Annotated in this window: 23 protein-coding genes; 10 read left to right on the forward strand and 13 right to left on the reverse strand. The window is 68.0% G+C overall.

Annotated elements, in window-relative coordinates; genetic code table 11:
• Positions 1-48 precede the first annotated feature (48 nt).
• The 3 genes from BLQ77_RS03090 to BLQ77_RS03100 are packed head-to-tail and all read right to left on the reverse strand — an operon-like array spanning position 49 to position 3,648.
• The gene (locus BLQ77_RS03090; RefSeq protein ID WP_089955261.1) at positions 49-1,545 is read right to left on the reverse strand and encodes a UxaA family hydrolase; all 1,497 of its coding nucleotides are present in this window, start codon (positions 1,543-1,545) and stop codon (positions 49-51) included.
• Position 1,546: 1 nt separating this feature from the next.
• Entirely contained in the window at positions 1,547-2,647 is a 1,101-nt protein-coding gene (locus BLQ77_RS03095) for a mannitol dehydrogenase family protein (RefSeq protein WP_089955263.1), read from the reverse strand.
• The gene (locus BLQ77_RS03100; protein ID WP_089955829.1) at positions 2,644-3,648 is read right to left on the reverse strand and encodes a zinc-binding alcohol dehydrogenase family protein; all 1,005 of its coding nucleotides are present in this window, start codon (positions 3,646-3,648) and stop codon (positions 2,644-2,646) included. Before BLQ77_RS03100 ends, BLQ77_RS03095 begins: the two co-directional genes overlap by 4 nt.
• A 108-nt stretch (positions 3,649-3,756) precedes the next feature.
• Here BLQ77_RS03100 and BLQ77_RS03105 point away from each other — a divergent pair, with 108 nt between their 5' ends.
• The 5 genes from BLQ77_RS03105 to BLQ77_RS03125 all read left to right on the forward strand — a co-directional run bounded on the left by BLQ77_RS03105 (position 3,757) and on the right by BLQ77_RS03125 (position 8,318).
• Positions 3,757-4,647: a GntR family transcriptional regulator gene (locus tag BLQ77_RS03105; protein ID WP_089955264.1), complete on the forward strand. Its 891-nt coding sequence runs from the start codon at positions 3,757-3,759 to the stop codon at positions 4,645-4,647.
• 101 nt (positions 4,648-4,748) lie between these two features.
• Positions 4,749-5,489: a FadR/GntR family transcriptional regulator gene (locus tag BLQ77_RS03110; RefSeq protein ID WP_089955266.1), complete on the forward strand. Its 741-nt coding sequence runs from the start codon at positions 4,749-4,751 to the stop codon at positions 5,487-5,489.
• A gap of 21 nt (positions 5,490-5,510) precedes the next feature.
• The gene (locus tag BLQ77_RS03115) at positions 5,511-6,479 is read left to right on the forward strand and encodes a C4-dicarboxylate TRAP transporter substrate-binding protein (RefSeq protein WP_089955832.1); all 969 of its coding nucleotides are present in this window, start codon (positions 5,511-5,513) and stop codon (positions 6,477-6,479) included.
• A gap of 70 nt (positions 6,480-6,549) precedes the next feature.
• A complete protein-coding gene (locus tag BLQ77_RS03120) occupies positions 6,550-7,044 on the forward strand; it encodes a TRAP transporter small permease (RefSeq protein ID WP_089955268.1) in 495 nt (164 codons plus the stop codon).
• A 2-nt stretch (positions 7,045-7,046) separates the two neighbouring features.
• Positions 7,047-8,318, forward strand: a complete 1,272-nt coding sequence (locus tag BLQ77_RS03125) for a TRAP transporter large permease (RefSeq protein ID WP_008885416.1) — start codon at positions 7,047-7,049, stop codon at positions 8,316-8,318.
• An 89-nt stretch (positions 8,319-8,407) separates the two neighbouring features.
• Here BLQ77_RS03125 and BLQ77_RS03130 read toward each other — a convergent pair whose 3' ends face one another.
• From BLQ77_RS03130 to BLQ77_RS03170, 9 genes are all read right to left on the reverse strand, one after another.
• A complete protein-coding gene (locus tag BLQ77_RS03130) occupies positions 8,408-9,409 on the reverse strand; it encodes an Ldh family oxidoreductase (protein ID WP_089955269.1) in 1,002 nt (333 codons plus the stop codon).
• A 148-nt stretch (positions 9,410-9,557) separates the two neighbouring features.
• Complete coding sequence (locus tag BLQ77_RS03135) at positions 9,558-10,679, reverse strand: NAD(P)/FAD-dependent oxidoreductase (RefSeq protein ID WP_089955271.1); 1,122 nt, start codon at positions 10,677-10,679, stop codon at positions 9,558-9,560.
• Entirely contained in the window at positions 10,676-12,079 is a 1,404-nt protein-coding gene (locus BLQ77_RS03140; RefSeq protein WP_311135895.1) for an FAD/NAD(P)-dependent oxidoreductase, read from the reverse strand. Before BLQ77_RS03140 ends, BLQ77_RS03135 begins: the two co-directional genes overlap by 4 nt.
• Entirely contained in the window at positions 12,076-12,375 is a 300-nt protein-coding gene (locus BLQ77_RS03145) for a (2Fe-2S)-binding protein (RefSeq protein ID WP_089955275.1), read from the reverse strand. Before BLQ77_RS03145 ends, BLQ77_RS03140 begins: the two co-directional genes overlap by 4 nt.
• A complete protein-coding gene (locus BLQ77_RS03150) occupies positions 12,359-13,486 on the reverse strand; it encodes an NAD(P)/FAD-dependent oxidoreductase (protein WP_089955277.1) in 1,128 nt (375 codons plus the stop codon). The genes BLQ77_RS03145 and BLQ77_RS03150 overlap by 17 nt, the downstream gene beginning before the upstream one ends.
• Positions 13,483-14,286, reverse strand: coding sequence for an ABC transporter permease (locus tag BLQ77_RS03155; RefSeq protein WP_008883809.1), 804 nt, complete (start codon positions 14,284-14,286; stop codon positions 13,483-13,485). The genes BLQ77_RS03150 and BLQ77_RS03155 overlap by 4 nt, the downstream gene beginning before the upstream one ends.
• Positions 14,283-15,131 (reverse strand): ABC transporter permease, encoded by an 849-nt coding sequence (locus tag BLQ77_RS03160; protein WP_089955279.1) that lies wholly within the window; start codon positions 15,129-15,131, stop codon positions 14,283-14,285. Before BLQ77_RS03160 ends, BLQ77_RS03155 begins: the two co-directional genes overlap by 4 nt.
• Positions 15,128-16,195, reverse strand: a complete 1,068-nt coding sequence (locus BLQ77_RS03165; RefSeq protein WP_089955282.1) for an ABC transporter ATP-binding protein — start codon at positions 16,193-16,195, stop codon at positions 15,128-15,130. Before BLQ77_RS03165 ends, BLQ77_RS03160 begins: the two co-directional genes overlap by 4 nt.
• A gap of 71 nt (positions 16,196-16,266) precedes the next feature.
• Positions 16,267-17,298 carry an ABC transporter substrate-binding protein gene (locus tag BLQ77_RS03170; RefSeq protein ID WP_089955284.1) on the reverse strand — a complete coding sequence of 344 codons (1,032 nt, stop codon included), beginning with the start codon at positions 17,296-17,298 and terminating at the stop codon, positions 16,267-16,269.
• Between the two features lie 125 nt (positions 17,299-17,423).
• On the opposite strand from BLQ77_RS03170, the gene BLQ77_RS03175 reads away from it, so the two are divergent.
• Together BLQ77_RS03175 and BLQ77_RS03180 are read left to right on the forward strand one after the other, a co-directional pair.
• Positions 17,424-18,362 carry a LysR substrate-binding domain-containing protein gene (locus BLQ77_RS03175; protein WP_278184685.1) on the forward strand — a complete coding sequence of 313 codons (939 nt, stop codon included), beginning with the start codon at positions 17,424-17,426 and terminating at the stop codon, positions 18,360-18,362.
• Between the two features lie 149 nt (positions 18,363-18,511).
• Positions 18,512-18,856, forward strand: coding sequence for a RidA family protein (locus BLQ77_RS03180; RefSeq protein ID WP_008886076.1), 345 nt, complete (start codon positions 18,512-18,514; stop codon positions 18,854-18,856).
• A gap of 114 nt (positions 18,857-18,970) precedes the next feature.
• Here the strand turns inward: BLQ77_RS03180 and BLQ77_RS03185 are convergent, their stop codons facing one another.
• Entirely contained in the window at positions 18,971-20,668 is a 1,698-nt protein-coding gene (locus BLQ77_RS03185) for a peptide ABC transporter substrate-binding protein (RefSeq protein ID WP_089955289.1), read from the reverse strand.
• A 143-nt stretch (positions 20,669-20,811) separates the two neighbouring features.
• Between BLQ77_RS03185 and BLQ77_RS03190 the strand changes: the two genes are divergently transcribed.
• From BLQ77_RS03190 to BLQ77_RS03200, 3 genes are read left to right on the forward strand one after another with little or no spacing between them, the layout of a single operon-like run.
• Positions 20,812-21,684, forward strand: a complete 873-nt coding sequence (locus BLQ77_RS03190) for a MurR/RpiR family transcriptional regulator (RefSeq protein WP_089955291.1) — start codon at positions 20,812-20,814, stop codon at positions 21,682-21,684.
• The gene (locus tag BLQ77_RS03195; RefSeq protein WP_089955294.1) at positions 21,677-22,420 is read left to right on the forward strand and encodes an N-formylglutamate amidohydrolase; all 744 of its coding nucleotides are present in this window, start codon (positions 21,677-21,679) and stop codon (positions 22,418-22,420) included. Before BLQ77_RS03190 ends, BLQ77_RS03195 begins: the two co-directional genes overlap by 8 nt.
• Positions 22,417-23,685, forward strand: coding sequence for an NAD(P)/FAD-dependent oxidoreductase (locus tag BLQ77_RS03200; RefSeq protein WP_089955298.1), 1,269 nt, complete (start codon positions 22,417-22,419; stop codon positions 23,683-23,685). The genes BLQ77_RS03195 and BLQ77_RS03200 overlap by 4 nt, the downstream gene beginning before the upstream one ends.
• Positions 23,686-23,689: the final 4 nt, after the last annotated feature.

Genomic DNA, 23,689 nt, shown 5'->3' on the forward strand with positions numbered 1-23,689 from the left:
TCAAGCACACAGCGCCACGCGCCAAACGCACCGCCCGCCCTCAGGACCTCAGAGCACCGCGCCGATCTTCCACGGCACGAACTCGTTGTCGCCGTAGCCGAACTCCTCGGACATGGTCTTCTTGCCCGAGGCCACGTCGAGCAGCAGGTCGTAGATGCGCTCGCCCATCTCGGTCAGGCTCACGCCCTCCTCGACCACGCCGCCGCAGTCGATGTCGATGTCCTCGGCCATCGAGCGCGCCAGTTGCGAGTTGGACGACAGCTTGATCGACGGCGCGGGCTTGGCACCGAAGCACGAGCCCCGCCCCGTGGTGAAGGCGATGAGATTGGCGCCCGAGGCCACCTGCCCCGTCGCCGCCACCGGGTCGTAGCCGGGGCTGTCCATGTAGACGAAGCCGTGGGTGTCGATCTTCTCGGAATAGGCGAACGCGCCCGAAAGCGGCGCCAGCCCGCCCTTCGCGACCGCGCCCAGGGATTTCTCGAGAATGGTGGTCAGCCCACCCTTCTTGTTGCCCGGGCTCGGGTTGTTGTCGAGCGAGGCACCGTTCTTCGACGCGTAGTCGCGCCACCAGGCGATCATGTCCTCGATCTTTTGGCCGGTGGCTTCGTCGGCCCGCGCGATGAGCAGGTGCTCGGCGCCGTAGATCTCGGGCGTCTCGGACAGGATCGAGGTCCCGCCCGCGGCCACCAGCATGTCCGACGCCACGCCGAGCGCCGGGTTCGCGGTAATGCCCGAGAAGCCGTCCGACCCGCCGCATTGCATGCCGAGCGTCAGCTTCGACACCGGCTGCTCGCTGCGCGTGTCCTCGTTGGCCATGGCGGCGATGGGCTCGAGCAGGTCGAGCGCGCGCTTCACCGCGGACCGGGACCCGCCGACCTCCTGGATGTTGAAGGTCTTGAAGCGCTCCCTGGTCCACTCCGTGGGCTTGTAGAGCGTCAGCTGGTTGACCTCGCAGCCCAGCCCGATGATCAGCACGCCGCCGAAGTTCGGGTGGTCGCGGTAGCCCTTGAGCGTGCGCACGAGCGCGTCGAAGCCCTCGCCCTGGTTTGCCATGCCGCAGCCCTGGTCGTGCACGATGGGCGCGAAGCCGTCGACGTTGGGATACTTGGGCAGCAGCGTCCGGTTGGCCTCGGCCGCGATGGCGTCGCACACCGTGGTCGAGCAGTTCACCGAGGCGATCACCCCGATGTAGTTGCGTGTCCCCACCCGCCCATCGGGCCGGGCGAAGCCTTGGAAGGTGTTGCGCGTCGGCGCCTCGGGCAGGCGCGCCTGCGCGGCGCTGATGCCGTGGCTGCCCTCGGGCAGCGCGCAGTTCTGCACGTGCACATGGGCGCCCTCGGGAATGTCGACGCTCGCCACCGCCATGACCTGGCCGTACTTGAGCACCGGATCGCCCGCCTTCATCGCCTTGCGGGCCACCTTGTGGCCGCGCGGGATCGCTTCGAGCGCGGTGATGCCGTCGCGGGTCTCACCTGCGTCCATGTCCGACAGAACGACCGCCACCGTGTCGGTGGGGTCGAGGACCATGATCGTGGGGGCTGACATGTCAGGCGTCCTCTCTTGCACAAAGAGCGTCCAGCACCGGGGCCTCGTAACCCGGCTCGACCTCGCGCACCCAGGCCAGGAAGGCGCCGATGCGGCGCTCGAGCTTCTGGGCGTGGTTCTGCGCGATGTCGGCGATGCGGTGATCGAGGAACGGGTTGGCGAAACGCTCGAGCGTCACGGCGAGATAGGCCTCGGCCTTGGCGCCGAGCCCGCGCAGCGCGAAGCCCGGCAGCACCTCGGCCTGCATCACCGCCTTGACCCGGTCGCCGACCTCGCCCGCGAGCAGGTCGCGCACGATGGCGTCGGGAGCGGCCTCGCCCTCCATCCAGAAGGCGGCCATGGCGGTGTGGCCAAGGTTGAGGATGTGCAGCTTCAGCCGCTCGATCTCTTCGAGATCCTCGACCAGCTCGACCGACGGATGCACCACCGGCAGCGCCAGCCCCTCCTGCGCCTCGATGGCCCAGAGCGCGTAGGGCTCGGCCACGGCGCCCACCGGCTCGATGGGTTCCGAGACGATGCGGTCGACGAGGCTGTTCACCCAGAGGCAGCTCTCCAGCCAACGCACCAGCTGCGGATCGGCCTTCTGACCGGCGGCGATCTCGAGCACGCGGGTCCTGAGCACGGTGCCGTTCTCGGGGATCAGCTCCATCGGGAAGATGGTCAGCGGCTTGCCCCCGCCCGCGTGGCGCCCGGCCAGCAGATGGAAGAGCTTCGCGGGGTAGGACATCGCCTGATCGGGGCGGGCCTTGTCGTCGGCGGGCTTCGGGTCGAAGCCCGAATCCGAGGTGTTCGACAGGATGATCTCGGCCTCTTGCGAGACCACGCGCGACAACTCGGCCCAGTCGGTGGCGGTCGAGAGCGTACGCTTGACCGAGGTCACGCGGCGCTCTTCATCGACGACCTTGCCGTCCTGCTGACCGCGGATGCGGACCGGGTAGCCGTCCTCGGCTGCCAGCGCACCCAGCCGCGCGGCGCGCGAGGCATCGCCCGAGCTCTGCACCACGGTGATGGCGCGGGCGGGCTTGCCCTCGGCGAAGAACAGGTCGGCATGCGCCTGAAGGAAGCGCGAGGTGCCGAACTGGACGATGGGGGTCACGCTCATGCGGCCACCTCGATCAGCGCCTTGACCACGGTGCCGCGGTCCTGCGCCCACTTCGGCAGGTCCTCGACCGCGCCCTCGATGGTGGTGCGGTGGGTGCCGATCTTGTCGACCGGGACAAGGCCCCTGGCCATGCAGTCCATGACGTGCTCGAAATCGACCTTGAGCGCGTTGCGGCTCGCGAAGAGCGTGGTCTCGCGCTTGTGGAACTCGGGGTCGGCGAAGTTCAGATCGCCCTTCACCACCGAGAGCAGCACGTAGTTGCCGCCGTGGGCGAGGTAGTTGAGGCCAGCGTTCATGGCGCCGATGTTGCCGGTGGCGTCGAAGACGGTGTCATAGACGGTGTCGGCCATCTCGGAGACCAGCTCGACCTTGGCCGAGGGGATGATCGCCTGCGCCAGCGCAAGGCGGTCCGGCGAGGTGTCGCGCAGGGTGACCTCGGCCCCGGCGATGTGGGCGAAGAGCCCGGCGCCGACGCCGATGGGGCCCGCGCCGACGATCAGCGCCGTCGTGCCCGCGCCCAGACCCGAGCGGCGCACGCCGTGGGCACCGATGGCGAGGAACTCGACCATGGCCGCGGCCTGCGGGCTCAGGTCGCCCGCCGGGTAGAGGTTGCCCTCGGGCACGACGATCACTTCGCACATGCCGCCGTCGGTGTGCACGCCGAGCACCGCGATGTTCGAGCAGCAGTTGGGCTTGCCGATCTGGCAGGCCCGGCATTCGCCGCAGGTCAGGTAGGGGTTCACCACCACCAGATCGCCTTCCCTGATGCGCCCGTCGGCGCTGTCCGCCATGGCCCGTCCCGAAAGCTCGTGCCCCATGACGCGAGGATACTGCAGGAAGGGCTGGTTGCCGCCGAAGATGTGGTAGTCGGTGCCGCAGATGCCGATGGCTTCGATGCGGATGCGCAGGTGGCCCGGCTTGTCCTCGGGACGCAGGCGGGTCACGCAGGTGAGTTTGCCCGGCTCGTCACACAGCAGGGCTTTCATCTCGGGTGCGGTCATGGGGTCCTCCATAGGCTGACGGGTGGCGAGGGGAGTCGCGCACGGTCTTTACGGTTTTTTATAAATAAAATACCTTTACCTCAAGATGGAATTGCGGGAGGACACGCGATGTCGCGACAGAACCAGACCTTCAAGGCGGCGGTGAACAGCGCGCTGGCCTCGTTCGGCGCGCTTGCCCCCGGCGCGGAGCTGGGCTCGGAGGCCGAGCTCGCGGCGAAGCTCTCGATCAGCCGGACCACCGCGCGCAACGTGCTCGCCCATCTCGTGCAGCTCGGCGTCGTCGAGTGGGAGGGGCGCCGAAAGACCCTGCTGCGGGCGCCCTGCCCCGAGGACCGCTTCCCGCCCGAGGACGTGGCCCTGCCCGCCGAGCTGGCGGAGCGGCAGCTGCAGGAATGGATCCTGCGCACCGACCTGCCGCCCGGCTCGCAGATCCACGAGAGCGAGCTTGCGCGGCAGCTCGACATCCCCGTGGCGCTGGTCCGCGACCTTCTGCAGAACTTCCGGGTGAGCGGGCTGATCGAGAAGAACCCCAACAAACACTGGACGTTTCGCGGCTTCACCCGGGAGTATGCCACCGAAATGTGCGACATGCGCGAGCTCATCGAGCGCGCCGCCATCCGCCAGCTCATTGCCGATCCTGAGCATCCCTCCCTGCCCCGCATGGCCGAGATGGAGCGCCTGCACATCGCGCTTCTGGCCCGGGACGACGCGGCGATGACCGAGTTCCCGGCGCTGGATGCGCGCTTTCACCGGATCATCTGCCAGGCCGCGGACAACCGTTTCTTCGACGAGTTCGCGCACCGGATCTCGATCATCGTCCACTACCACTACCAATGGAACAAGCGGGACGAGACCGCGCGCAACCGGGCGGCGATCCGGGAGCATCTCGCGGTGATCCGGGCGGTGCTGAGCGGCCGCGGCGAGGATGCGCTGGCCGCCTTCGACCACCACCTGGCGACTGCACGAACCACTCTGCTCGCATCGGTAAACTGGGGCTGACGCCGCGCCTACGGTAGCGCAAACAGTCAGAATCGTCCTTGACGGCCTCTTTTCTGTGGCCCTATGGTCCAACCAAAAATCCCGGTCTGTAGGAGGAACAGGTGGCAAAATCGACGGTGGAGGAGATACGCGACGTGCTGCGCCGCGAGATTGCCGAAGGCTTCCGGCCCGGCGATCTGCTTCCCAATGAACGCGAGCTTGCCGAACGCTTCGAGGTGTCTCGCAACACCATTCGCGAGACCATGATCCATCTCGAAGCCCTCTCGCTCATCGAGAAGACCAAGCGCGGCGCGCGGGTGCGCACCCCGGATTTCGGGGTGATGTTCCAGGAGCTGACCAACCACTTCGACACCTCCGCCCGCAGCTTCACCGATGTGCTGAACTTCCGTCGCATCAACGAGACCGGCGCCGCGCCGCTGATGGTCTGCCACGTCACCGACGCCCAGCTCGACGCCATCCGCGCCGCCAACGCCCGCATGGTCGCGGCGCTGACCGCCGCCGAAGCCGCGCAGGCGGATTACGATTTCCACTACGGGCTGGTGCAGGCCGCCGGCAACGAGGTGCTGGCCCGCATGTACGACGTGCTGTCGGTGCCGCTGAAATACTATCTCGAGGTCGGCAAGTCGCAGGAGCTCAACACCGCGACCGCCAAGGCCCAGCACGACCACATCATCGCGGCGCTCGAGTCCCGCGACGCGGCGGCGCTGGCGCAGGCGCTGGCCGACCATTTCCAGCATTCGGGCGAGGTGCTGGCCAGCTGGCTGGCCACGCGCGAACGCCGGTCCGAGCCGATCACGATCTGGCCGGTCCAGCGACCCATCCATTCGAAACAAACGAGCTGATACGGAGGAGATCCTATGAACATGCTCACGAAAACCCTGCTTGGCGCCACCACGGCCATCATGCTGGCCATGCCCGCCCTTGCCGAGACCACCGTCCGCATCGCCTACGAGAACAACCCGGGCGAGCCCGCGGACCTCGTGATGAACCGCTGGAAGGAGCTGGTGGCCGAAGCGTCGGACGGCGAGGTGGTGCTCGAGCTCTATCCCTCGTCGCAGCTCGGCGGGAAGAAGGACGTGATCGAGCAGGGCATGCTCGGCGTCAACGTCATCACCATCGCCGACGTGGGCTTCCTGACCGATTACGACCCCGACCTCGGCATCCTGTTCGGACCGTACCTGACCGACGACGCCGAGAGCCTGTTCAAGATCTACGAATCCGACTGGTTCAAGGAAAAGGAAGCCAAGCTTCAGGAGCAGGGCATCCACATCGTCATCAAGAACTACCTCTACGGCACCCGCCAGCTGCTCGCGACCAAGAAGGTCGAGACGCCGGATGACCTGAAGGGCATGAAGATCCGCACCCCCAACAACATCATGCAGATCCGTGCCATCGAGGCGATGGGCGGCACGCCGACGCCGATGCCGCTGGGCGACGTCTACCCGGCGCTGACCCAGGGCGTGATCGACGGCGTCGAGAACCCGCTGCCGGTGCTCTTCGGCCAGAAGCTGCACGAGCAGGCCAAGGAGCTGTCGATGATCTCCTACCTGCAGAACACCTCGCTCTGGCTCGGTGGCCAGGCCTATTTCGACACGCTCGACCCGGAAGTGGTCGAGATGCTGCACGAGACCGGTTACGAGGCGGGCCTCTACAGCCAGGAGCTCGCCGCAGCCGAGGACGAGAAGATCCTCGAGGCGATGCAGGACGCGGGCGTGACCGTGAGCTACCCGGACGTGGAACCCTTCCGCGAAAAGGCCATGGCGGTCTACGACCAGTTCCCCGAGTGGTCCGAGGGTCTCTACGAAGAGATCCGGTCGCAACTCGGCCAGTAATCTCTGCACATATCTGCGCGGCCCTCTCCCGGGGGCCGCGCAGTCCGTTCAAACAGACCCAAGGGCCGTCATGAAGCTCTCCTTCAAACTCGTCTCCGCGCTGGCAGGGCTGCTGGTGTTCGCGCTGATCGCGATCACCGCCGCCTCCGTCGTCGCCCGCTACGTGCTTGGCACCCCGATCCAGTGGACCGAGGAAATGTCCGCGTTCCTGCTGATCTGGATCGTCTTTCTGGGCGCCATCGCCTGCGAGATCGAGGACCACCACCTCAAGATCGACGTCGTCACCATGGCCTTGCCCGACGGGCTGGTGCGCTGGCTCGGCGCGATCGTCGGCGCAGCCTCGGTGGGGCTTCTGGGCTACATGGCGTGGCTCGGCTACGTGCTCTCGGAAAGCGCTGCGCTGAAGAAGACGCAGATCCTGCGGATCTCCTGGTTCTGGATCGACATCGCCGTCACCGTCGGCGCCATCGGCATCGCGCTGGTCATGGCCTGGCGGGTCTGGCTGCTGCTGACCGGCAAGCCCGTCGACGCCCCTGAAACCGAAGACATGAGCAGGGAGCACTGAGCATGGAATGGTTCATCATCATCCCGTTCATGTTCCTGCTCTTCGCGCTGAACATGCGGATCTACCTTGCCATGTTCGCAGCGATCCTCGGCTACTTCGTGTTCTTCCAGCAGATCCCGATCCAGATCGCGGTACAGCGGCTGATCGCGCCGACGCAGAACCCGTCGCTGCTGGCCATCCCGTTCTTCATCCTGCTGGGCACGCTGCTCGGCACCACCGGCATCGCCTCGCGACTGCTCAAGGTCGCGGACCTGCTGGTCGGCAAGCTGACCGGCGGGCTCGGCCACACCAACGTCATGCTGTCGACGCTGATGGGCGGGCTCTCGGCCTCGAACCTCGCGGACGCGGCGATGATGTGCCGGATGCTGGTGCCCGACATGATCAAGGCGGGCTACAACAAGGGCACCGCCGCGGCGATCACCGCGACCTCGGCGCTGATCACCCCGATCCTGCCGCCGGGCATCGCGCTCATCATCTACGGGCTCGTGGCGGACGTCTCGATCGGCTCGATGTTCGTGGCGGGCATCATCCCCGGCCTCGTGTGTTCGGGCCTGCTGATCGGCGCGGTCTACCTCGTCGCCAAGAAGGAGGGCTACAAGCCCTCGCGCCAGACCTGGCCCACCGCGCGTGAGACCGGCAGCACGCTGGTCGAGGCATGGCCCGCGTTCCTGTTGATCCTCGTGATCATCGGCGGCATCCGCCTTGCGGTCTTCACCCCCACCGAGGCCGGCGCCATTGCCACCGTGGTCACCATCCTGATCGGTCTCTTCGTCTATCGCGAGATGAAGATGCGCGACCTCACCGACGCCTTCGGCTCCACCGCGCGCCAGACCGCCGCCGTGCTGCTGGTCATCATGATGTCCTCGGCGCTGGCGTGGATCTTCTCGCTGGAGCAGGCGGGCGTGGCGCTGGCGGAATGGATCATGTCTCTGACCCAGAACCCGTGGCTGTTCCTGATCATCGTGAACGTAATCCTGCTGGTGCTGGGCATGTTCATCGAGGGCAACGCGCTGCTGATCATCCTCGTGCCGCTGCTCAAGCCGGTGGTGCTGCAGCTCGGCATCGACCCGGTGCATTTCGGCATCGTGATGATCCTGAACCTCGCGCTCGGGACGCTGACGCCGCCGGTGGGCACGGTGATGCTGCTGGTCTGCAACCTGACCGACACCTCCTTTGCGGAGTTCATGCGCCGCGGCTGGCCGTTCCTGCTGGCCCTGCTGGTGGCGCTGATCCTTGTCACCTTCATCCCGGCGCTGTCGCTCGCGCTGGTCTGATTACCACACTCACGGAAGCATCGCGGGGGCCCCACCGGGGCCCCCGTTTTTCTGTGCGGGCGGCGCGGGGCCGCCTGTTTGTCGTGGGATCAGGCCCCCAGCGCCTCGATCTCGGCGAGGAAGGCGCTGTCGATGGGAATGCCCGCCTCGGCCAGATCGGAGGCGGTCTGCTGGCGCCGCCGGCCGGGAAGCCGGGCGCCGTCCATGCCCTCGATCATCGCCGCCATCGCCGCGAACCGCTCGAGCGCGCCGGGCCCGAAGGCGCCGGGGTCGATGGCGATGATCAACTGACCGGTCTCGGGCGGTCCGCCCTTGTCGTCGAAGAACGAGGTGGCCTCGTAGCCGAAGCGCCCGCCGGTGAGCCCCGCGCAAAGCAGCTCGACCATCAGCGCCAGCGCCGTGCCCTTGGCGTCGCCCATCGGCACCATGGTGCCCGCAAGGCCCTTGTGGGCGTCGGTGGTGGGGTTGCCGTCGGGATCGAAGGCCCAGCCCTCGGGGATCGGCGCGCCGGTCTGGGTTGCGGCGAGGATCTTGCCGCGCGCCACCTTCGAGAGCGCGATGTCGACCACCACCGGCGCGGCTCCGGGCAGCGGCGCGGCAAAGGCGATGGGATCGGTGCCGTAGAGCGGCACCTTGCCACCCCAGGGCGCGATGGAGGCAGGCGCGTTGGCGAAGAGCAGCGCCACCATGCCGGCCTCGGCCAGCCGCTCGACGATGACACCGGCGACGCCGCAATGGTTCGAGCGCCGGATCCCCGCCATGGCGATGCCCTGTGCCCGCGCCGCGCCGGGCAGCCAGTCGAGCGCGAGATCGACGGCGGGATAGGCGAAGCCGTGCATCGCGTCGATAGCGAGCGCGCCCGGGCGGATCTGTTCGGCCACCGGCGTGGCGAAGCCGTCGACCTTCCCCGCGAGCGCCTGCCCCGTGTAGGACGGCATCCGCCGGAAGCCATGCCCCGCCTGCCCCGCAAGCTCCGCCGCCACCAGCGCCCGTGCCACCGCGCGCGCGTTGGTCTCGCTCGTCTTGCACCGCATCAGGATGCGGGTCAGCAGCGCCTCGGCCTCGTCCGGCGCCAGTCTCTTCTCAGCCATGCTCAGTCCTCGGATGCGCCTGGCAATCGCGCCAGGCCCCTTCCGTTTACCGTCTTCGCGTGGGAAGACCAGAGCACAGCCCCGGCTCTTTCATCTTTCCGGAACCACTCGGAAATCCGCGCTCACTGGCTGCGCAGAGCCGTCCCGCTCAGGCGAAGCGGGTGATCGAGAACGGCGCGATCGGGGCCTGCGTCGCCCCCGTCGCGATAAGCTCTGCCATCAGGCTGCCGACCCCCGGCCCCATCTGGAAACCGTGCATCGAGAAGCCGAAGGCGTGGTAGAGCCCCTCGTGCTTTCCCGACATGCCGATCACCGGGATGTCGTCGGGCATCCGGCCCTCGACGCCGGACCAGCTGCGCACGATGGTGGCGCCGCGCATGATCGGAAAGAGGTCCATCGCCGTCTCCGCGGTGAGCCGCAGCTCGGGGAAGAGCATCTCGCTGAGGTCGTCCGAGGTATCCGCCCGCCCCCTGCGGCCGCCGCCGATCACCACGGTGCCGTTGGGCATCTGCTTGAACGACAGCGGACGGCCCGTGGCCCCCACCACCGCGTCGCAGAAATGCGGCAGCCGCGCGGTCACCAGCATCATCGGCGCGACGGCCTCGACCGGGGCGTGCTCGCCGAGCGAGCCGGCGAGCTTTCCGGCCCAGGCCCCGGCGCAGTTCAGCACCTTCGGCGCGCGGTAGCGGGTCTCGGCTGTCTCGACGATCCAGTCGGCGCCGTCCTTGCGCACCGAGGTCACGGTCTGGCCCTCGAAGATCCGCGCCCCGTCGCGCCTGGCGCGGCGGGAAATGGCGAAGGTGGTCTGGTAGGGCTGCGCGAAACCGTCGGTGAGACTGCCGAGCCCGCCCACCACGTGATCGGCGACCGCGGGAAGATGCTCGCGGATCTCCTTGTGATCGAGGATGACCTCGTGCTCGAAGCCCATGCCCCGCAGGGTCCGTGCCCGCGCGGCCAGTTTCTCGAGCTCTTCCGCGTTCTCGGCAACCTTGATCTGCGGCGCCACCTGGAAGCCGCAGTCGTCCTCGACCATGTCCGGCAGGTCGTACCAGATCTCCATGGATTTCTGCGAGATCGGCACCTCGGCGAAGTGCCGCCCCAGCCGCCGCACGCCGCCCGCGTTCACGCCGGAGGAATGGCGCGCGACGGTGTCCTTCTCGACCACGATGACATCGAGCCCGCGCTGCGCGGCGAACATCGCGGCCGAGCAGCCATGGATACCGCCGCCCACGATCACGAGGTCGGCGGTCTTTTCGGTCCCATGGGTCATGGTTCGAGCTTTTCCAGCGGCTTGAAGTTGGCGAGTTCCGACAGCTGCAGCGGCTTCAGCGGCGGGCGGATGCGGAAGTAGCCGGTCTCGTCCATCTGCGTCTTGCGGCGCTCGTTGATGATCGAGGCCACGACCAGCCCGCAGACCCGGCCCTGGCACGGGCCCATGCCGGTGCGCAGGAAGGATTTCACCTGGTTCGGACCGGGCGCGCCGAGGTCCACCGCCTCGCGGATGGCGCCCGCGGTGATCTCTTCGCAGCGGCAGACGGTAACGCCGTCCGCCGGCAGGACGAAGGCAGTCGCCGGGGCGTAGAGCGCCTCGAGGAAGGGACGCACCGCCCCATCCCTGGCCAGCGCCGCCTCGAGCCGGTCGGCCCGTTCCGGCGCGCTCTTGCCGAGCTTCGTCGCGATATCGAGCGCGGCGAGCCGGCCCTGCAGCGCCGCCGAGACGGCGCCCATGATCCCTGCCCCGTCGCCCGCCGTGTAGACGTTCTCGAAGCTGGTGAGCCCGCGTGCATCCGTCACCGGGCGGAAGCAGGCCTGAGAGGCATCCCAGCGGTGCTCGCAGCGCAGCATCCGCGTGACCTGCTGGTTCGGCACCACGCCCTGATGCAGCGCGATGTGGTTGGCGCTGACGAGGTGCTGCTTGCCTTTCGAGGTGAAGCGCAGCCCGGTGGCAGCGGTCTCGCCCGTCACCTCGAGATCGGTGGCGGCGGAATAGACCGGCACGCCCGCGGCCTTGACCGCGCGCAAAAGCTTCAGACCCTTGCTGAGGTAGCGATGCCCCTTGAGAGCGCCGAAGAGATGCGGCAGTGCCGCCTGCATCCGGCCCGCGGGCGTGGTCTCGACCACCGCCACGGGCGGCGCGCCGGCGTCGACCATCTGCTTGGCCACCAGCCACAGCAGCGGGCCCGAGCCCGCCAGCACGGCGCTTTCCTCGACGATGCCCGCGGATTTCAGCAGGATCTGCAGCGCGCCGACGGTGGTGACACCGGTCTTGGTCCAGCCGGGGATCGGGCACGGCCGCTCTACGGCACCGGTGGCCACGAGGATGTAGTTCGCCTGCAGCTGCGAGGAGCCGCCGTCACGGGAGAAGTCGATCAGCCGCTCGGTCGAGATGTTCCACACCGTGCTGCGCGGCAGGTAGGTGAGATCGGCCTCGCGCAGCGCCTTCGCAAGCGCGCCTCCGGCGACGTAATCCTCGCCCAGCACGGCGCTGCGGCGGGGGGTGGTGCGCTCGATGTCGCGGTAGATCTGGCCACCTGGCGCCTCGCCCTCGTCCAGAACCACCACCGAGAGACCGGCCTTCGAGGCGGTCACCGCGGCGGCCATGCCCGCAGGCCCGGCCCCGATCACGGCAAGATCGCAGGCGTGGGGCGTGTTGCTGTCCATCATCGTCATTCTCCGGCCTCCACGGCGGGGCCGCCCTTCTGCGGCATGACGGTCATGCCCTCGGTCACGGTGGTGCGGCAGGCCTGCACGTTGGTGCGCCCGTCCACCTCGACCAGACAGTCGAAGCAGGTGCCCATCATGCAGAAGATGCCGCGCGGGGAGCCGGAGACAACGCTCTCGCGCAGCTCGCGGACGCCGGCCGCGGTGAGCGCAGCGGCGACGGTGTCGCCTTCCTGCGCCTCGATGGTCCGGTCCTGGAAGGTGAAGCGGACGATGGTCGTCCCGCTCTCAATACGCCTCGCCATGGAACCTCCTTGTGGTGAAAATGCTGATATCGGGGTCGAGCGCACCGCGCGCGATCATCGGCGCGAGCGCCAGCGCGTGGGCGCCGGCCAGCGTGACCCCGGAGTGGCAGTTGATCGAAAATGCGCCGGGCATTGTCTCGGATTGCTCGTAGACCGGCCCGCCATCGGGGCTGAGAATGCGGACGGCGCCCCAGCTCCGGACGATGCGCAGCTTCGCCAGTTCGGGGAAGCAGCGGATGGCGTTGCGGGCGATGTCGGTCAGCGGCGGCGTCGCCGAAAGGGTCGAGTAGCCGGTGTCTTCGTGGCTGTCGCCGAGCATGATCGTGCCCTCCTCGGTCTGCCGCGCCACATGGGTCGGCATCGGCAGGTAGGGCGCGCAGCGCTCGGTCACCAGGATCTGGCCCTTCTCCGGGCGCAGCTTCGGGTTCACGCCGATCATCGGCGCGAGCTTGGTGTTGCCGTGACCCGCCGCGAGCACCAGCTTGGCGCCGCGGTAGGTCGAGGTGGCGGTCCTGGCGTAGAAGCCGTCACCGTCCTTGCCGACGCTCACCACCGGGCCGTCGCTGCGGTAGCTGACACCGCGCGCCTTCATGCCCGCGTTGAGCGACCGCAGAAGCCGCAGCGGGCTCGCGTGGCCGTCATGCCTGCCATAGGAGCCGCCGACGACCTCGTCGCCGAGGCGGATGCCGGGGAGCATTTCCTGCACCTGCTGGCGGTCGAGGATCTCGGCCCCGTAGCCCGCCTCGCCGTTCACGTTGTGCATCCGGTGCGCGAGGTTACGGGCGTCGTCGAGTTCCTCGTTCGAGAGGCAAAGCGACATGCCGCCGGGCTTGTGGTAGTCCGGGCCGATGCCGGTCTGCTCTGCCAGCTCCTCGTTGAACCCGGTCCAGAGATCCGCCGAGCGGCGGGTCCAGCGGGCGTAGTCGGTCAGGTTCTGGCCCTTGGTCTGCACCCAGACCAGGCCGAAGTTCCCGCGCGAGGCGCGCAGCGCGATGTCGCCCTCGTCGATCACCGTCACCCGCTCGCCCTCGCGGGCCAGGCCCCAGGCGATGGCGGCGCCCACCAGCCCACCGCCCACGACGAGCGTATCGGCGCTTCGTTCCGTCGTCATGCTTTCTTGCCCTCTCCGATCAGCAGCCTGTCGAGGCCATAGAGGCGATCCACGATCACCATGAGAACCACGCTGAAGATCACCGTAACCGAAGACACCGAGGCCACCAGCGGGTCCGTCGTCTGCGTGATGTGCGAGAACATCCGCACAGGCAGGGTCGTGGTCGAGGGATTCACGATGAAGACCGAGACCGTCAGCTCGTCGAAGCTGGTGATGAAGGCCAGCACCCAGCCGCCGACGACACCCGGCATGATCGAGGGCAGCGTGATGCGGCGGAACACGGTCCAGCCGCTGGCGCCGAGGCTCTCGGCCGCGCGGTCGACGGTCTGGTCGAGCCCGACCACCGCCGCCAGCACCAGCCGCAGGATGAAGGGCGTGATGATGATCGCGTGGCAGGCCATCAGGCCGATGAAGGTGCCGTTGAGGCCGAAGAGGCTCAGGAACCGCAGGAAGGCGATGCCCAGCACCACGGTCGGCACCATCAGCGGCGACAGGAACAGCGCCTGCAGCGCCTCGCGGCCGGCGAACCTGCCGCGACCGATGGCGAGCGCCGCCGGGATGGCGAGCACGGTGGCCAGGGTCGCTGCCGCGATGGCGAGCTTGAGGCTGATCCACGCCGCGTCGATGAAGTCGGGGTTGTCGAGGATCGCCTTGTACCAGCGCATCGAGATGCCGCTCGGCGGGAACTCGAGAAAGCCCTCGGGGGTCAGCGACACGCCCAGCACCACGACGATGGGCGCCAGCATGAAAGTGCAGAAGAGCACGTTGAAGATCAGGGCGACAGAGCCGTTGCGGTTCATTGCAGGGCCTCCCCGTAGCGGCGCTCGACCAGGCGGTTCCAGGTGATCATGATGATCATCACCGCGACCAGCAGCGTCACCGCGATGGCGGCGCCGAGCGGCCAGTTGAGCGTGTTCATGAACTCGTCATAGACGGTGGTGGCGACGACCTTGACGCGGCGGCCACCGAGGATGGCGGGGGTGGCGAAGGACGAGGCGGCCATCGAGAACACGATGAGCGAACCCGACAGGATCCCCGGCACGGTCTGCGGCAGCACGATGCGGCGGAAGACGGTGAAGGGCGAGGCGCCAAGGCTTTCCGCCGCGGCCTCGGTCGAGGGGTCCTTGCGCTGCAGCGCCGCCCAGACGGCGAGCACCATGAAGGGCACGAAGACGTGGACCAGCGCGAGCACGATGCCGCCCTCGGTGTACATCATCTTGATCGGACGCTCGATCAGGCCCCAGTCCTTCAGGGCGGTGTTGATGACGCCGCGGTTGCCGAGCAGGATCGCCCAGCCCAGCGTGCGCACCACCACCGAGATCAGCAGCGGGCCGATAACGATGAGCACCACCACCGAGCGCCAGACCGGCGACAGGCGGTAGAGGATGTAGGCCTGCGGCACGCCGATCAGCGCGCAGATCGCCGTGGTGGCGAGCGCGATGCCGAAGGTGCGGCCGAAGATCTCCCAGTAGTAGGAATCGCCCAGCACATCGGCGTAGTTGGCAAGGCCGGTGGTCGGGATGATGCCCTCGTAGAAGTCGAAGGCGTTGAAGCTCAGCACGAAGGTCATGCCGAGCGGCACCAGCAGCAGGACCCCGAACAGGATCAGCGCCGGCGCGGACATCAGCCAGGGACGCGCGCTCATGACCGGGCGCCCTCCTTCGCGGGCAGGATGCGCAGGTCTTGCGGCGCCCAGACGAGGTGCACGGTGTCACCGATGTCGGCCTCTCGGTTGCCGGAGTTGCGGCGCGCAACGAGGAACTCGCCCATCGCCGTCTCGATCGCCAGCATCCACTGTGCGCCAAGGAAGATCCGCTCGCGCACGGTGCCCGAGACGATGCCCTGCTCGGGGCCCGTCAGCTCGATCCGCTCGGGGCGGATGGCGATCTCGGCAGCGCCGGGAAGCAGCGAGGCACGCGGGCCCGACAGCGTGATGCCGCCCGAGGTCAGCACCGAACCGGTGTCGGTCGTGCTTTCGAGCCTAGCGGCGAAGTTGTTGCTCTTGCCGAGGAAGGTCGACACGAAGCTCGACTTCGGCGTCTCGTAGACGTCGAAGGGGCTGTCGACCTGTTGCAGCCGCCCGCCGTTCATCACGACGACGCGGTCGGACATGGCCAGCGCCTCGGACTGGTCGTGGGTGACCATCACCGTGGTGACGCCCGCCTCGCGCTGGATGCGGCGCAGCTCGAGCTGCATCTCTTCACGCAGCTTGGCGTCGAGGTTCGAGAGCGGCTCGTCGAGCAGCAGCAGTTCCGGCTCGATCACCAGCGCCCGGGCAAGCGCCACGCGCTGCCGCTGGCCGCCGGACATGGCGCGGGGGTAACGGTCGGCGAGCGCGCCGAGGTGGACCATCTCGAGCGCCCGGTCGACGCGGGTCTTCAGCTCCCTGCCGGACACCTTGCGCATCTCGAGGCCGAAAGAGACGTTCTCGCGCACGGTCATGTGCATGAACAGCGCGTAGGTCTGGAAAACGATCCCGAGGCCGCGCTGGCGGGCGGGAATGGAGGCGAGGTTGCGCCCGGCGAGTTCGATCCGACCCGAGGTCGGAGTCTCGAAACCGGCGATCATCTGCAGCGTGGTGGTCTTGCCGCAACCCGAGGGCCCCAGCAGCGAGACGAACTCGCCCTTCTCGACCGTGCAGCTCAGCGAGTCGACGGCCCTGACCTCGCCATAGGTCTTGGTGAGGCCGTCCAGTACCAGAAATGCCATCTTAGCTCCTGCATGGATGGGCGGACGGGGATCGCGCTGCCCCCGCCCGCCGTATCTGTGTGTGGGTGGAATTACCGTTCGACTTCGCGGGCCCAGCGGCTGGTCCACTCCTGGCGGGCCGGGTTGATCACGTCCCAGTCGACGGCGACGAGGTCGGCGATCTTGTCACCGTAGGGCAGCACTTCGGCGAGCTCTGCAGGCAGCTCGGCCTCGGTGTTGACCGGGCCGGCCCCCATGGCGTCGGCGAGACGCACCTGGATTTCCGGGTCCAGCAGGAAGTCGATGAAGGCCTGCGCCTCTTCCGGCACGTCGCTGTCCACCACCGGGCAGGCGGCGAGCATCAGGGCGACGGCACCCTCTTCGGGATAGGCGAAGGCGGCCGGGAAGCCGGTGTCGGCCAGCGACTTGGTGCGGCCCGAGCCCCAGATCGAGACGGCGATCTCTTCCGACTGGAAGAGCTCGGACATCTTGCCCGAGGATGGTTCGAACACCAGCACGTTCGGCGCGATGTCGTTGGCCATGACCTCGAAGCCCGGGTCGATGTCCTCTTCGCCGCCGCCGGCGAGGCGCGCTTCCATGACCAGAGTGTGCAGGCCATAGGTGTTCGAGATCGGCGGGATCGAGAGGATGCCCTCGAACTTCGGATCCATCAGGTCCTTCCAGCTTGACGGGGCGTCCCAGCCCTCGCGCTCGAACCACTCGGTGTTGTAGGTGAAGCCGGTGGCGACGAAGCCGATGCCGATGGAGTTCGGGCCGAGCTTGGCGATATCGTAGATGTTCTCCTTGGCCGGGCTGTCGACCATGGCGTCGCAGAAGCCAAGCGCGTCGGCCTGGTACATCGGGCCGTCGTCGAGGATCACCACGTCGAGTTCCTGCGCGTTCTTCTGCGCCTGGAGACGGGCGAGGTTCTCGGTCGAGTTGCCGGGAACGAAGGCGATGGTGACGTCATGCGTCTTCTCGAACTCGGGGATGATGAGTTCCTTCATCAGCGTCTCGAACGAGCCGCCATAGCCGCCGACAGTCAGCGTCTTGTCCTGCGCCAGCGCCGGAAGCGCGGTGCCCAGGCTCAGGAGGGCCGTCGTCGCAATCGTCTTTTTCAGCATTTGCCGTATCCCTGTTGGTTGCTTGTGACGCCTAAATGAAGGCCGACGATTGCCAATTCTTTCAAATGAGAATAATTCGAACGTTCATTCCATAAAGTTATGGGTCATTCATGGCGCGCACGAATATGAGGCAGATCGAGGCCTTCAATGCCGTAATGAAATGCGGGTCCGTGACGCGCGCCGCGGAAACGCTGTTTGTCAGTCAACCGGCCGTCACGAAGTTGATTCGAGCCTTCGAGGACAGTTGCGGCTTCGCGCTCTTCGAACGCGCGGCCGGCCGGCTGCACCCGACCGCCGAGGCGCAGCGGCTGTTTCTCGAAACCGAAAAGCTGCTGACCGGGGTGGCGCGGGTCGAGAACGTCGCCCGGGCGATCCGCGACCTCGAACGCGGCGAGGTGGCCGTCACCGCCTACCCTGCCCTCAGCCTTCGCTTCCTGCCGATCATCGCGTCTGACTTCCTCGCGGAACGGCCTGACGTGCGGCTCGCGATCGAGACCCGAAACTCGCAGTCGGTCTACGAGGCCATGCTCAACGGATCCTCGGATTTCGGCATCTCCCTCGTCCCGACCAGGCACAGCGGCATCGAGTGCAAGCCCTTCCATGACAACGTACTGGTGTGCGCCCTTCCGCCCGGGCACCGCCTGACGGAGAAGCCCATCGTCGACCTGCGCGAACTGGTGCACGAGCGCTTCATCTCGCTCGGGAGGGACGACCTGTCGACGGTCGTCACCAAGGAAGCGTTCGACCGGGCGGGGGTCGAGATCGACGCCGCGATCCACGTCCAGATGGCAGACACCGCCTGCACCTTCGTGGCAAGGGGCCAGGGTGTGGCGCTGGTGCCGGTGCTCGCCACCCTGGGCTGGCGCACCGACGAGATCGAGCTGCGCCCGATCTGGCCGAGCGTGAACAAGACCATGTGGCTCTATACCCGCACCTACGAGCCGCTCTCGATGCTGGCGGGCCTGCTGCTGGGCCGCGTGCGCGAGGCGCTGGACGAGATCAACGACAAGTACCGCCCCGATCCCGAGGCCATCTCCGAGCTGCCGCCGCTGCCGGTGTTCTGAGGCGCGCGCCTCCGGTCATAACCTCGGGTCATGACCTTGACATCATTTCTCATTTGCACGTTGCCGCATCGCGGCAAATGCTCCGCGCCAGCGCGCCCCGCTTCGGGCCGCGACGACAGGACCATTTCGTCCAGCAAGGAGACAACCGGATGATCACCCGCACCACGCGCACCGCGATCCACCACCGCATCGTCGAGCACAACGGCACCGTCTACATCGGCGGCCTCGTCGCCGACGACCGCAGCAAGGACATGAAGGGCCAGACCGAAGAGATCTGCGCCAAGCTCGACGCGCTGCTGGCCGAGGCCGGCACCTCGAAGGACAAGCTGCTGTCCGCCATGATCTACGCCACCGACTTCTCGCAGAAGGACGGGCTGAACGAGGCCTGGACCACCTGGCTCGACCCCGAGCACCTGCCCGTGCGCGCCTTCATCGGCGTGGCCGAACTGGGCAAGGACGTGCTCGTCGAGATCGTGGTCACCGCCGCGAAGTAATCCCGGACAGGCGGGCGCAAAGACCCGCCGCCGGACCTGCCGCTTTGTCATTGGCAGAAAAAACGGGGCGTGTTTCCACGCCCCGTTTCCTTTTGTCCCGATGAAAGGCGCCGATCACTCGGCGCGGTACCAGTCGGCGATGTTCCAGATCTGGCTGTCCCAGCTGTTCATCCGCACGCCCTCGAGGCTGCGTGCCTTGCCCGAGATGTTGTTGCGGTGGATGAGCGGCACGATGGAGTAGCTGTCGATCAGCATGTCGTTCATCTCGCGCGCGATGCGGCCGCGCTCGTCGAGCGTCGCGGCGGTGCGGAACTCTGCGATCAGGGCGTCGTAATCCTCCGAGCAGAAGCGCTGGATGTTGTTGCCCTGCCATTGCGTTTCCGGCGACGGCACGTTGGCGCAGCTCCAGTTGCCGAGGAAGGCCTCGGGGTCCTGCCCCTTGGAGTTGTCGGTGTACATCTGCACGTCGGCGTAGAACTTCTGGCGGGTGTCGGGCGAACCCGGGTCGCCGCCGAAGAACACCGAGGCGTCGATGTTGCGCAGCTCGGTCTCGACGCCGATCTCGCCCCACCACTGCTTGATCAGCGCCTGGCTGTCCTGGCGCACGCCGTTGGTCGAGGTCTGGAACAGGATCGAAAGCTTCTCGCCGTCCTTGTCGCGGATGCCGTCGCCGTCGCTGTCGGTCCAGCCGGCCTCATCGAGCAGCGCGGCCGCGGCCTCGAGATCCTGCACCTCGCAGCCCGCGTTGGCGTCCGACGCATAGAGCTCGGGCGCCGGGACCACGGCGCAGCCCGGCACGCCCGCGTCGCCGTAGAGCGCCTCGGCGACGATCGAACGGTCGATGGCCAGCGACAGCGCCTTGCCGACGCGCGGATCCGAGAGGAACGGGTGCTTGCCGCCCGCGAAGGTGGCGCGCGCCTCGCCGAGCGCCGGATCCGGGTCGGTCTGGTTCATGAAGATGAACTCGACGGCCGAGCCGTCCGAGGCGATGACCTCGCCCGGACCGTCGGTCATCTGCGCGAGGATGTCGGGCGAGAGCTGCAGGTTCCAGGCGTAGTCGACCTCGCCGGTCTGCAGCACCGCGCGCGCCGCCGACGCAGGGTCGCCGCCCCCCTTGATGGTGACCGAGGCGAAGGCCGGCTTGTCGGCCTCGCGGTAGTTCGGGTTCATCGCGTAGGTGATCACGTCGTTGGCGCGGAAGTCCGTCACCATGTAGGGGCCGGTGCCGACTGGATAGGTGTTCTCTTCGGTGCAGGTCGCCACCAGCTCGCCGGTGCAGTCCTTGAACTGCGCTTCCTGCAGGATCGGCGCCTCGGAGCTCACGAAAGCGGTGTAGGGATAGGGCTTGGGCTCGGAGAAGCGCACCTCGATGGTGCGGTCGTCCACGGCCACCACGTCGGCGACACCGTCGAACTGCGACAGCGCCGCGCAGCCGCTGTGTTCATCGGTGCAGTATTTCCAGGTGAAGATCACGTCCTGCGGCGTCACGGCGGTGCCGTCGGCCCAGGTCAGCCCCTCGCGCAGGGTCCAGGTGATGCTCATCAGGTCCTCGGCCACGCCGCCGTTCTCGACCGTCGGGATCTCGTCCACGAGGATCGGCACCAGGGCGCCGGTCTCGGAGAAGCGCGCCAGGGGCTCGAGCACGAGCGAGGCGGCCTCGACCTCCTTGGCGATGCCCGAAAGATACGGGTTCATCGTCGAGGCCGCCTGCCAGTAGAGGATCTTCAGCGCGCCGTCGCTGCCGCGCTCGGCGCTCGCCGTCATCGGCAGCAGCGCCAACGCGGTGGCGGCCATCAGGGCATGGGGTTTCATGGGGGGGTCTCCTGTTGGGATCGGTCCCCGACGGCCTCAGGCGCGCCGGGCTTTATGTAATAAAAGTTGCGCAGTATACGCGCTTCAGTCAATATGTAACAAACCATACACCGCACAATCGCCCTCAACCCGCGCCTGCCCCAATGAAATCCTCCGACGATCTTGCCGCGCGGCTGCGCAATTCGGCGGTGTCCACCGCCGAGCGCAAGCTTGCCGCGGCCTTTGCCGAGAACTTTCCCGGCAGCGCGCTGGGAACCGTCGAATCGCTGGCGACCCGCGCCGGGGTGAGCGGGCCGACCGTGCTGCGCTACCTCGCCAAGCTCGGGTTCCCGCGCTTCGCAGACTTCCAGGACGCGGTGAAGGCTGAGATCGACCGCCAGCTCGGCTCGCCCCTGCAGCAGATCGACCGCGCAAAGGACGGCGGCGCCGAGCACCATCTCTATCGCCGCGCGCTGCTGATGCAGGCCGAGAGCCTGCGCCGTGCCGCCGACCAGGCGGTGCCGGCCGAGTTCGACGCCATCGCCGAGCTGCTGTCGGACAGCCGCCTGCACGTGCGGCCCCTTGGCGGGCGCTACAGCCGCATCCTCGCGCAGCGGCTGGCGATGCAGCTCTCGCAGCTGCGCCCCGACGTGACGCTGCTCGATATGCAGCTGGGCTTTGCCTACGACACGCTGGTGGATCTTGGCCCGCGCGACCTCGTGGTGATCTTCGACTACCGCCGCTACCAGGAAGAGCTGCTCTCCTTCGCCGAGGGTGCGCGGGCGGCGGGGGCGCGCATCGTGCTGCTGACCGATCCGTGGCGCTCGCCCATCGCGCAGCTGGCCGAGGCGGTGCTGACCGCGCCCGACGAGACGCTGTCGCCCTTCGGCTCACGGGTGGTGCCCACCGCGCAGGTCGAGGCGCTGGTGGCCGCGGTGGCCGACCGCAACCGCGAGGCGGCCCGGGCGCGGCTGGCGCGGATCGAGACGTTGCGCAGCGAGGGCGCCAAGCGCACGGACGGAGACACGCATGACTGAATACCCGGTGATCCTGAACCCCGAGGGCCGCTTCCCCGGGCTCATCGTCGTGGACCACGCCGGCATCGCGACGCCTGACCGCTTCGGCGCGCTGGGGCTCGAGGAGCACTGGCACGCGACGCACCATTTCTGCGACCTCGGCGTCGAGCCTCTGGCGCGCGCGCTGGCCGACCGGCTCGACGCGCCGGTGGTGCTTGGGACAGTGAGCCGGCTGGTGCTGGACCTCAACCGCTGGCTCGAGGATCCGCGCTCGATCGCGGTGCAGGTCGAAGGCACGCCGATCCCCGGCAACCGCACGCTCACGCCCGAGGCCCGCGCGCTGCGGCAGGAGGCGATCTTCTGGCCCTACCACGAGGCGGTGGGTGTGCTCTGGGCCCGCGTCACGGCGCGCCATGCCGACCCGGTGTTCCTTGCCCTGCACAGCTGCACCCGCGTCTTCGACGGCATCCGCCGGCCGTGGGACGCGGGCACGATCTGGAACGAGAACCCTGCGCTCTCAAGGCCACTGCTCGAGGCCCTCGGGCGCGATGCCGGATTGAGGCTGGGGGACAACCAGCCCTACTCCGGGCGCGGCGGTATCTACACCGTGGACCGCCATACGCATGGCAGCGGGCTCCGGGCCTGCGGCATCGAAATCAGCAACGATTTGCTCGAGACACCGCGTGACACCGCCGGCTGGGCGGCGCGCCTGGCGGCGGCACTCGAAACCTGTGTCGGCGAAAGGGAACGCGCATGACCGAAATCAACAAGACACCCTACGCCCATGACGCGCCCCCGCCCCCGCCGACGCGGCCACTCGAGGGGCTCTACACCGCCGACGTGACGCTGGTGGGCGCGGGCTTCAGCGGCACCATCGCCGCGCTGGAACTGGCGCGGCGCGGGCTGTCGGTGGCGCTGCTGGAAGCGGGCGAGATCGGCCGAGGCGGCTCGGGCCGCAACCATGGCCAGTGCATTCCGGTGTTCAACTACCTCGACCCCGCCGAGCTGCCGCCCGCGGGCTTTGCCCTGCTGCGCGACTCCGGCCGCATGGTCTTCGACATGATCGAGGAGCTGGGGATCGACTGCGCGCCCGTGCAGAAGGGCTGGCTCAACGCCGCGCACAGCCCCGCGGGCCTTGCCCGTGCCCAGGCCGCGCACGCCAAGTACGCAGCCTATGGCAAGGCCGACCGCTTCCTCGATCCCGCCGAGGTCGAGGAGCTGAGCGGCATCCCCGGCTATCTCGGCGGCTGGGTGCACCGCGACGGCGGCCACCTGAACCCGCTGGCCTACGTCCGCGGGCTCGCCTCGGCCGCGAAGGAGGCGGGCGTCCGGATCTTCACTCAAACGCCGCTCATCGGCATCACCCGGAGCGCGCAGGGCCGCTGGCTGCTGCGCACCCCGCATGGCGAGATCACCAGCCGCAAGGTCGGGCTGACCACCAACGCCTATGGCACGCAGGTCATTCCCGCCCGGCTGCGCAAGAGCATCGTGCCGATCACCTCCTACGCGGTCGCCAGCGAGCGGCTGACAAAGGCGCAGCGCGCGGCGGTGCTGCCCTCGGGTGTGAACTTCTCGGACACCCGGCGCGACCCGATGTTCTTCCGCGTCGACACCGAGGGCCGGATCATCACCGGCGGGCTGGTCGAACCCCGGCGCGGTCGCCTGACCGAGCACACCTTCGAGGGCTTCACCAAGCGGCTCACGGACCTCTACCCGGTGCTCGAGGGCCTGCAGTGGACGCACCACTGGTCCGGCACCGTCGGAATCTCCGCCCGCCAGCGCCCGGCGATCTTCGAGCTCGAGGACGGGCTCTGGGGGCTCGTGGGCTACTCCGGGCGCGGCGTGCCGACCTCGGCGGCGCTCGGGCGCGCCTTCGCCGAGACGCTTCGGGATCCCGACGAGGGCGCAAAGCTCTGGCCCTCCGAGTCGCCCGCGCGCATTGTTGCCGGGCGCGCTATCGGACTTGCGGTGCAGGGCTTCCGCGGCACCATCAACAAGGTGCGCGACCGGCTCGAGAGCTGAGCCC

The organism is Salipiger thiooxidans (assembly GCF_900102075.1).
GTDB classification, from domain to species: Bacteria; Pseudomonadota; Alphaproteobacteria; order Rhodobacterales; family Rhodobacteraceae; genus Salipiger; species Salipiger thiooxidans.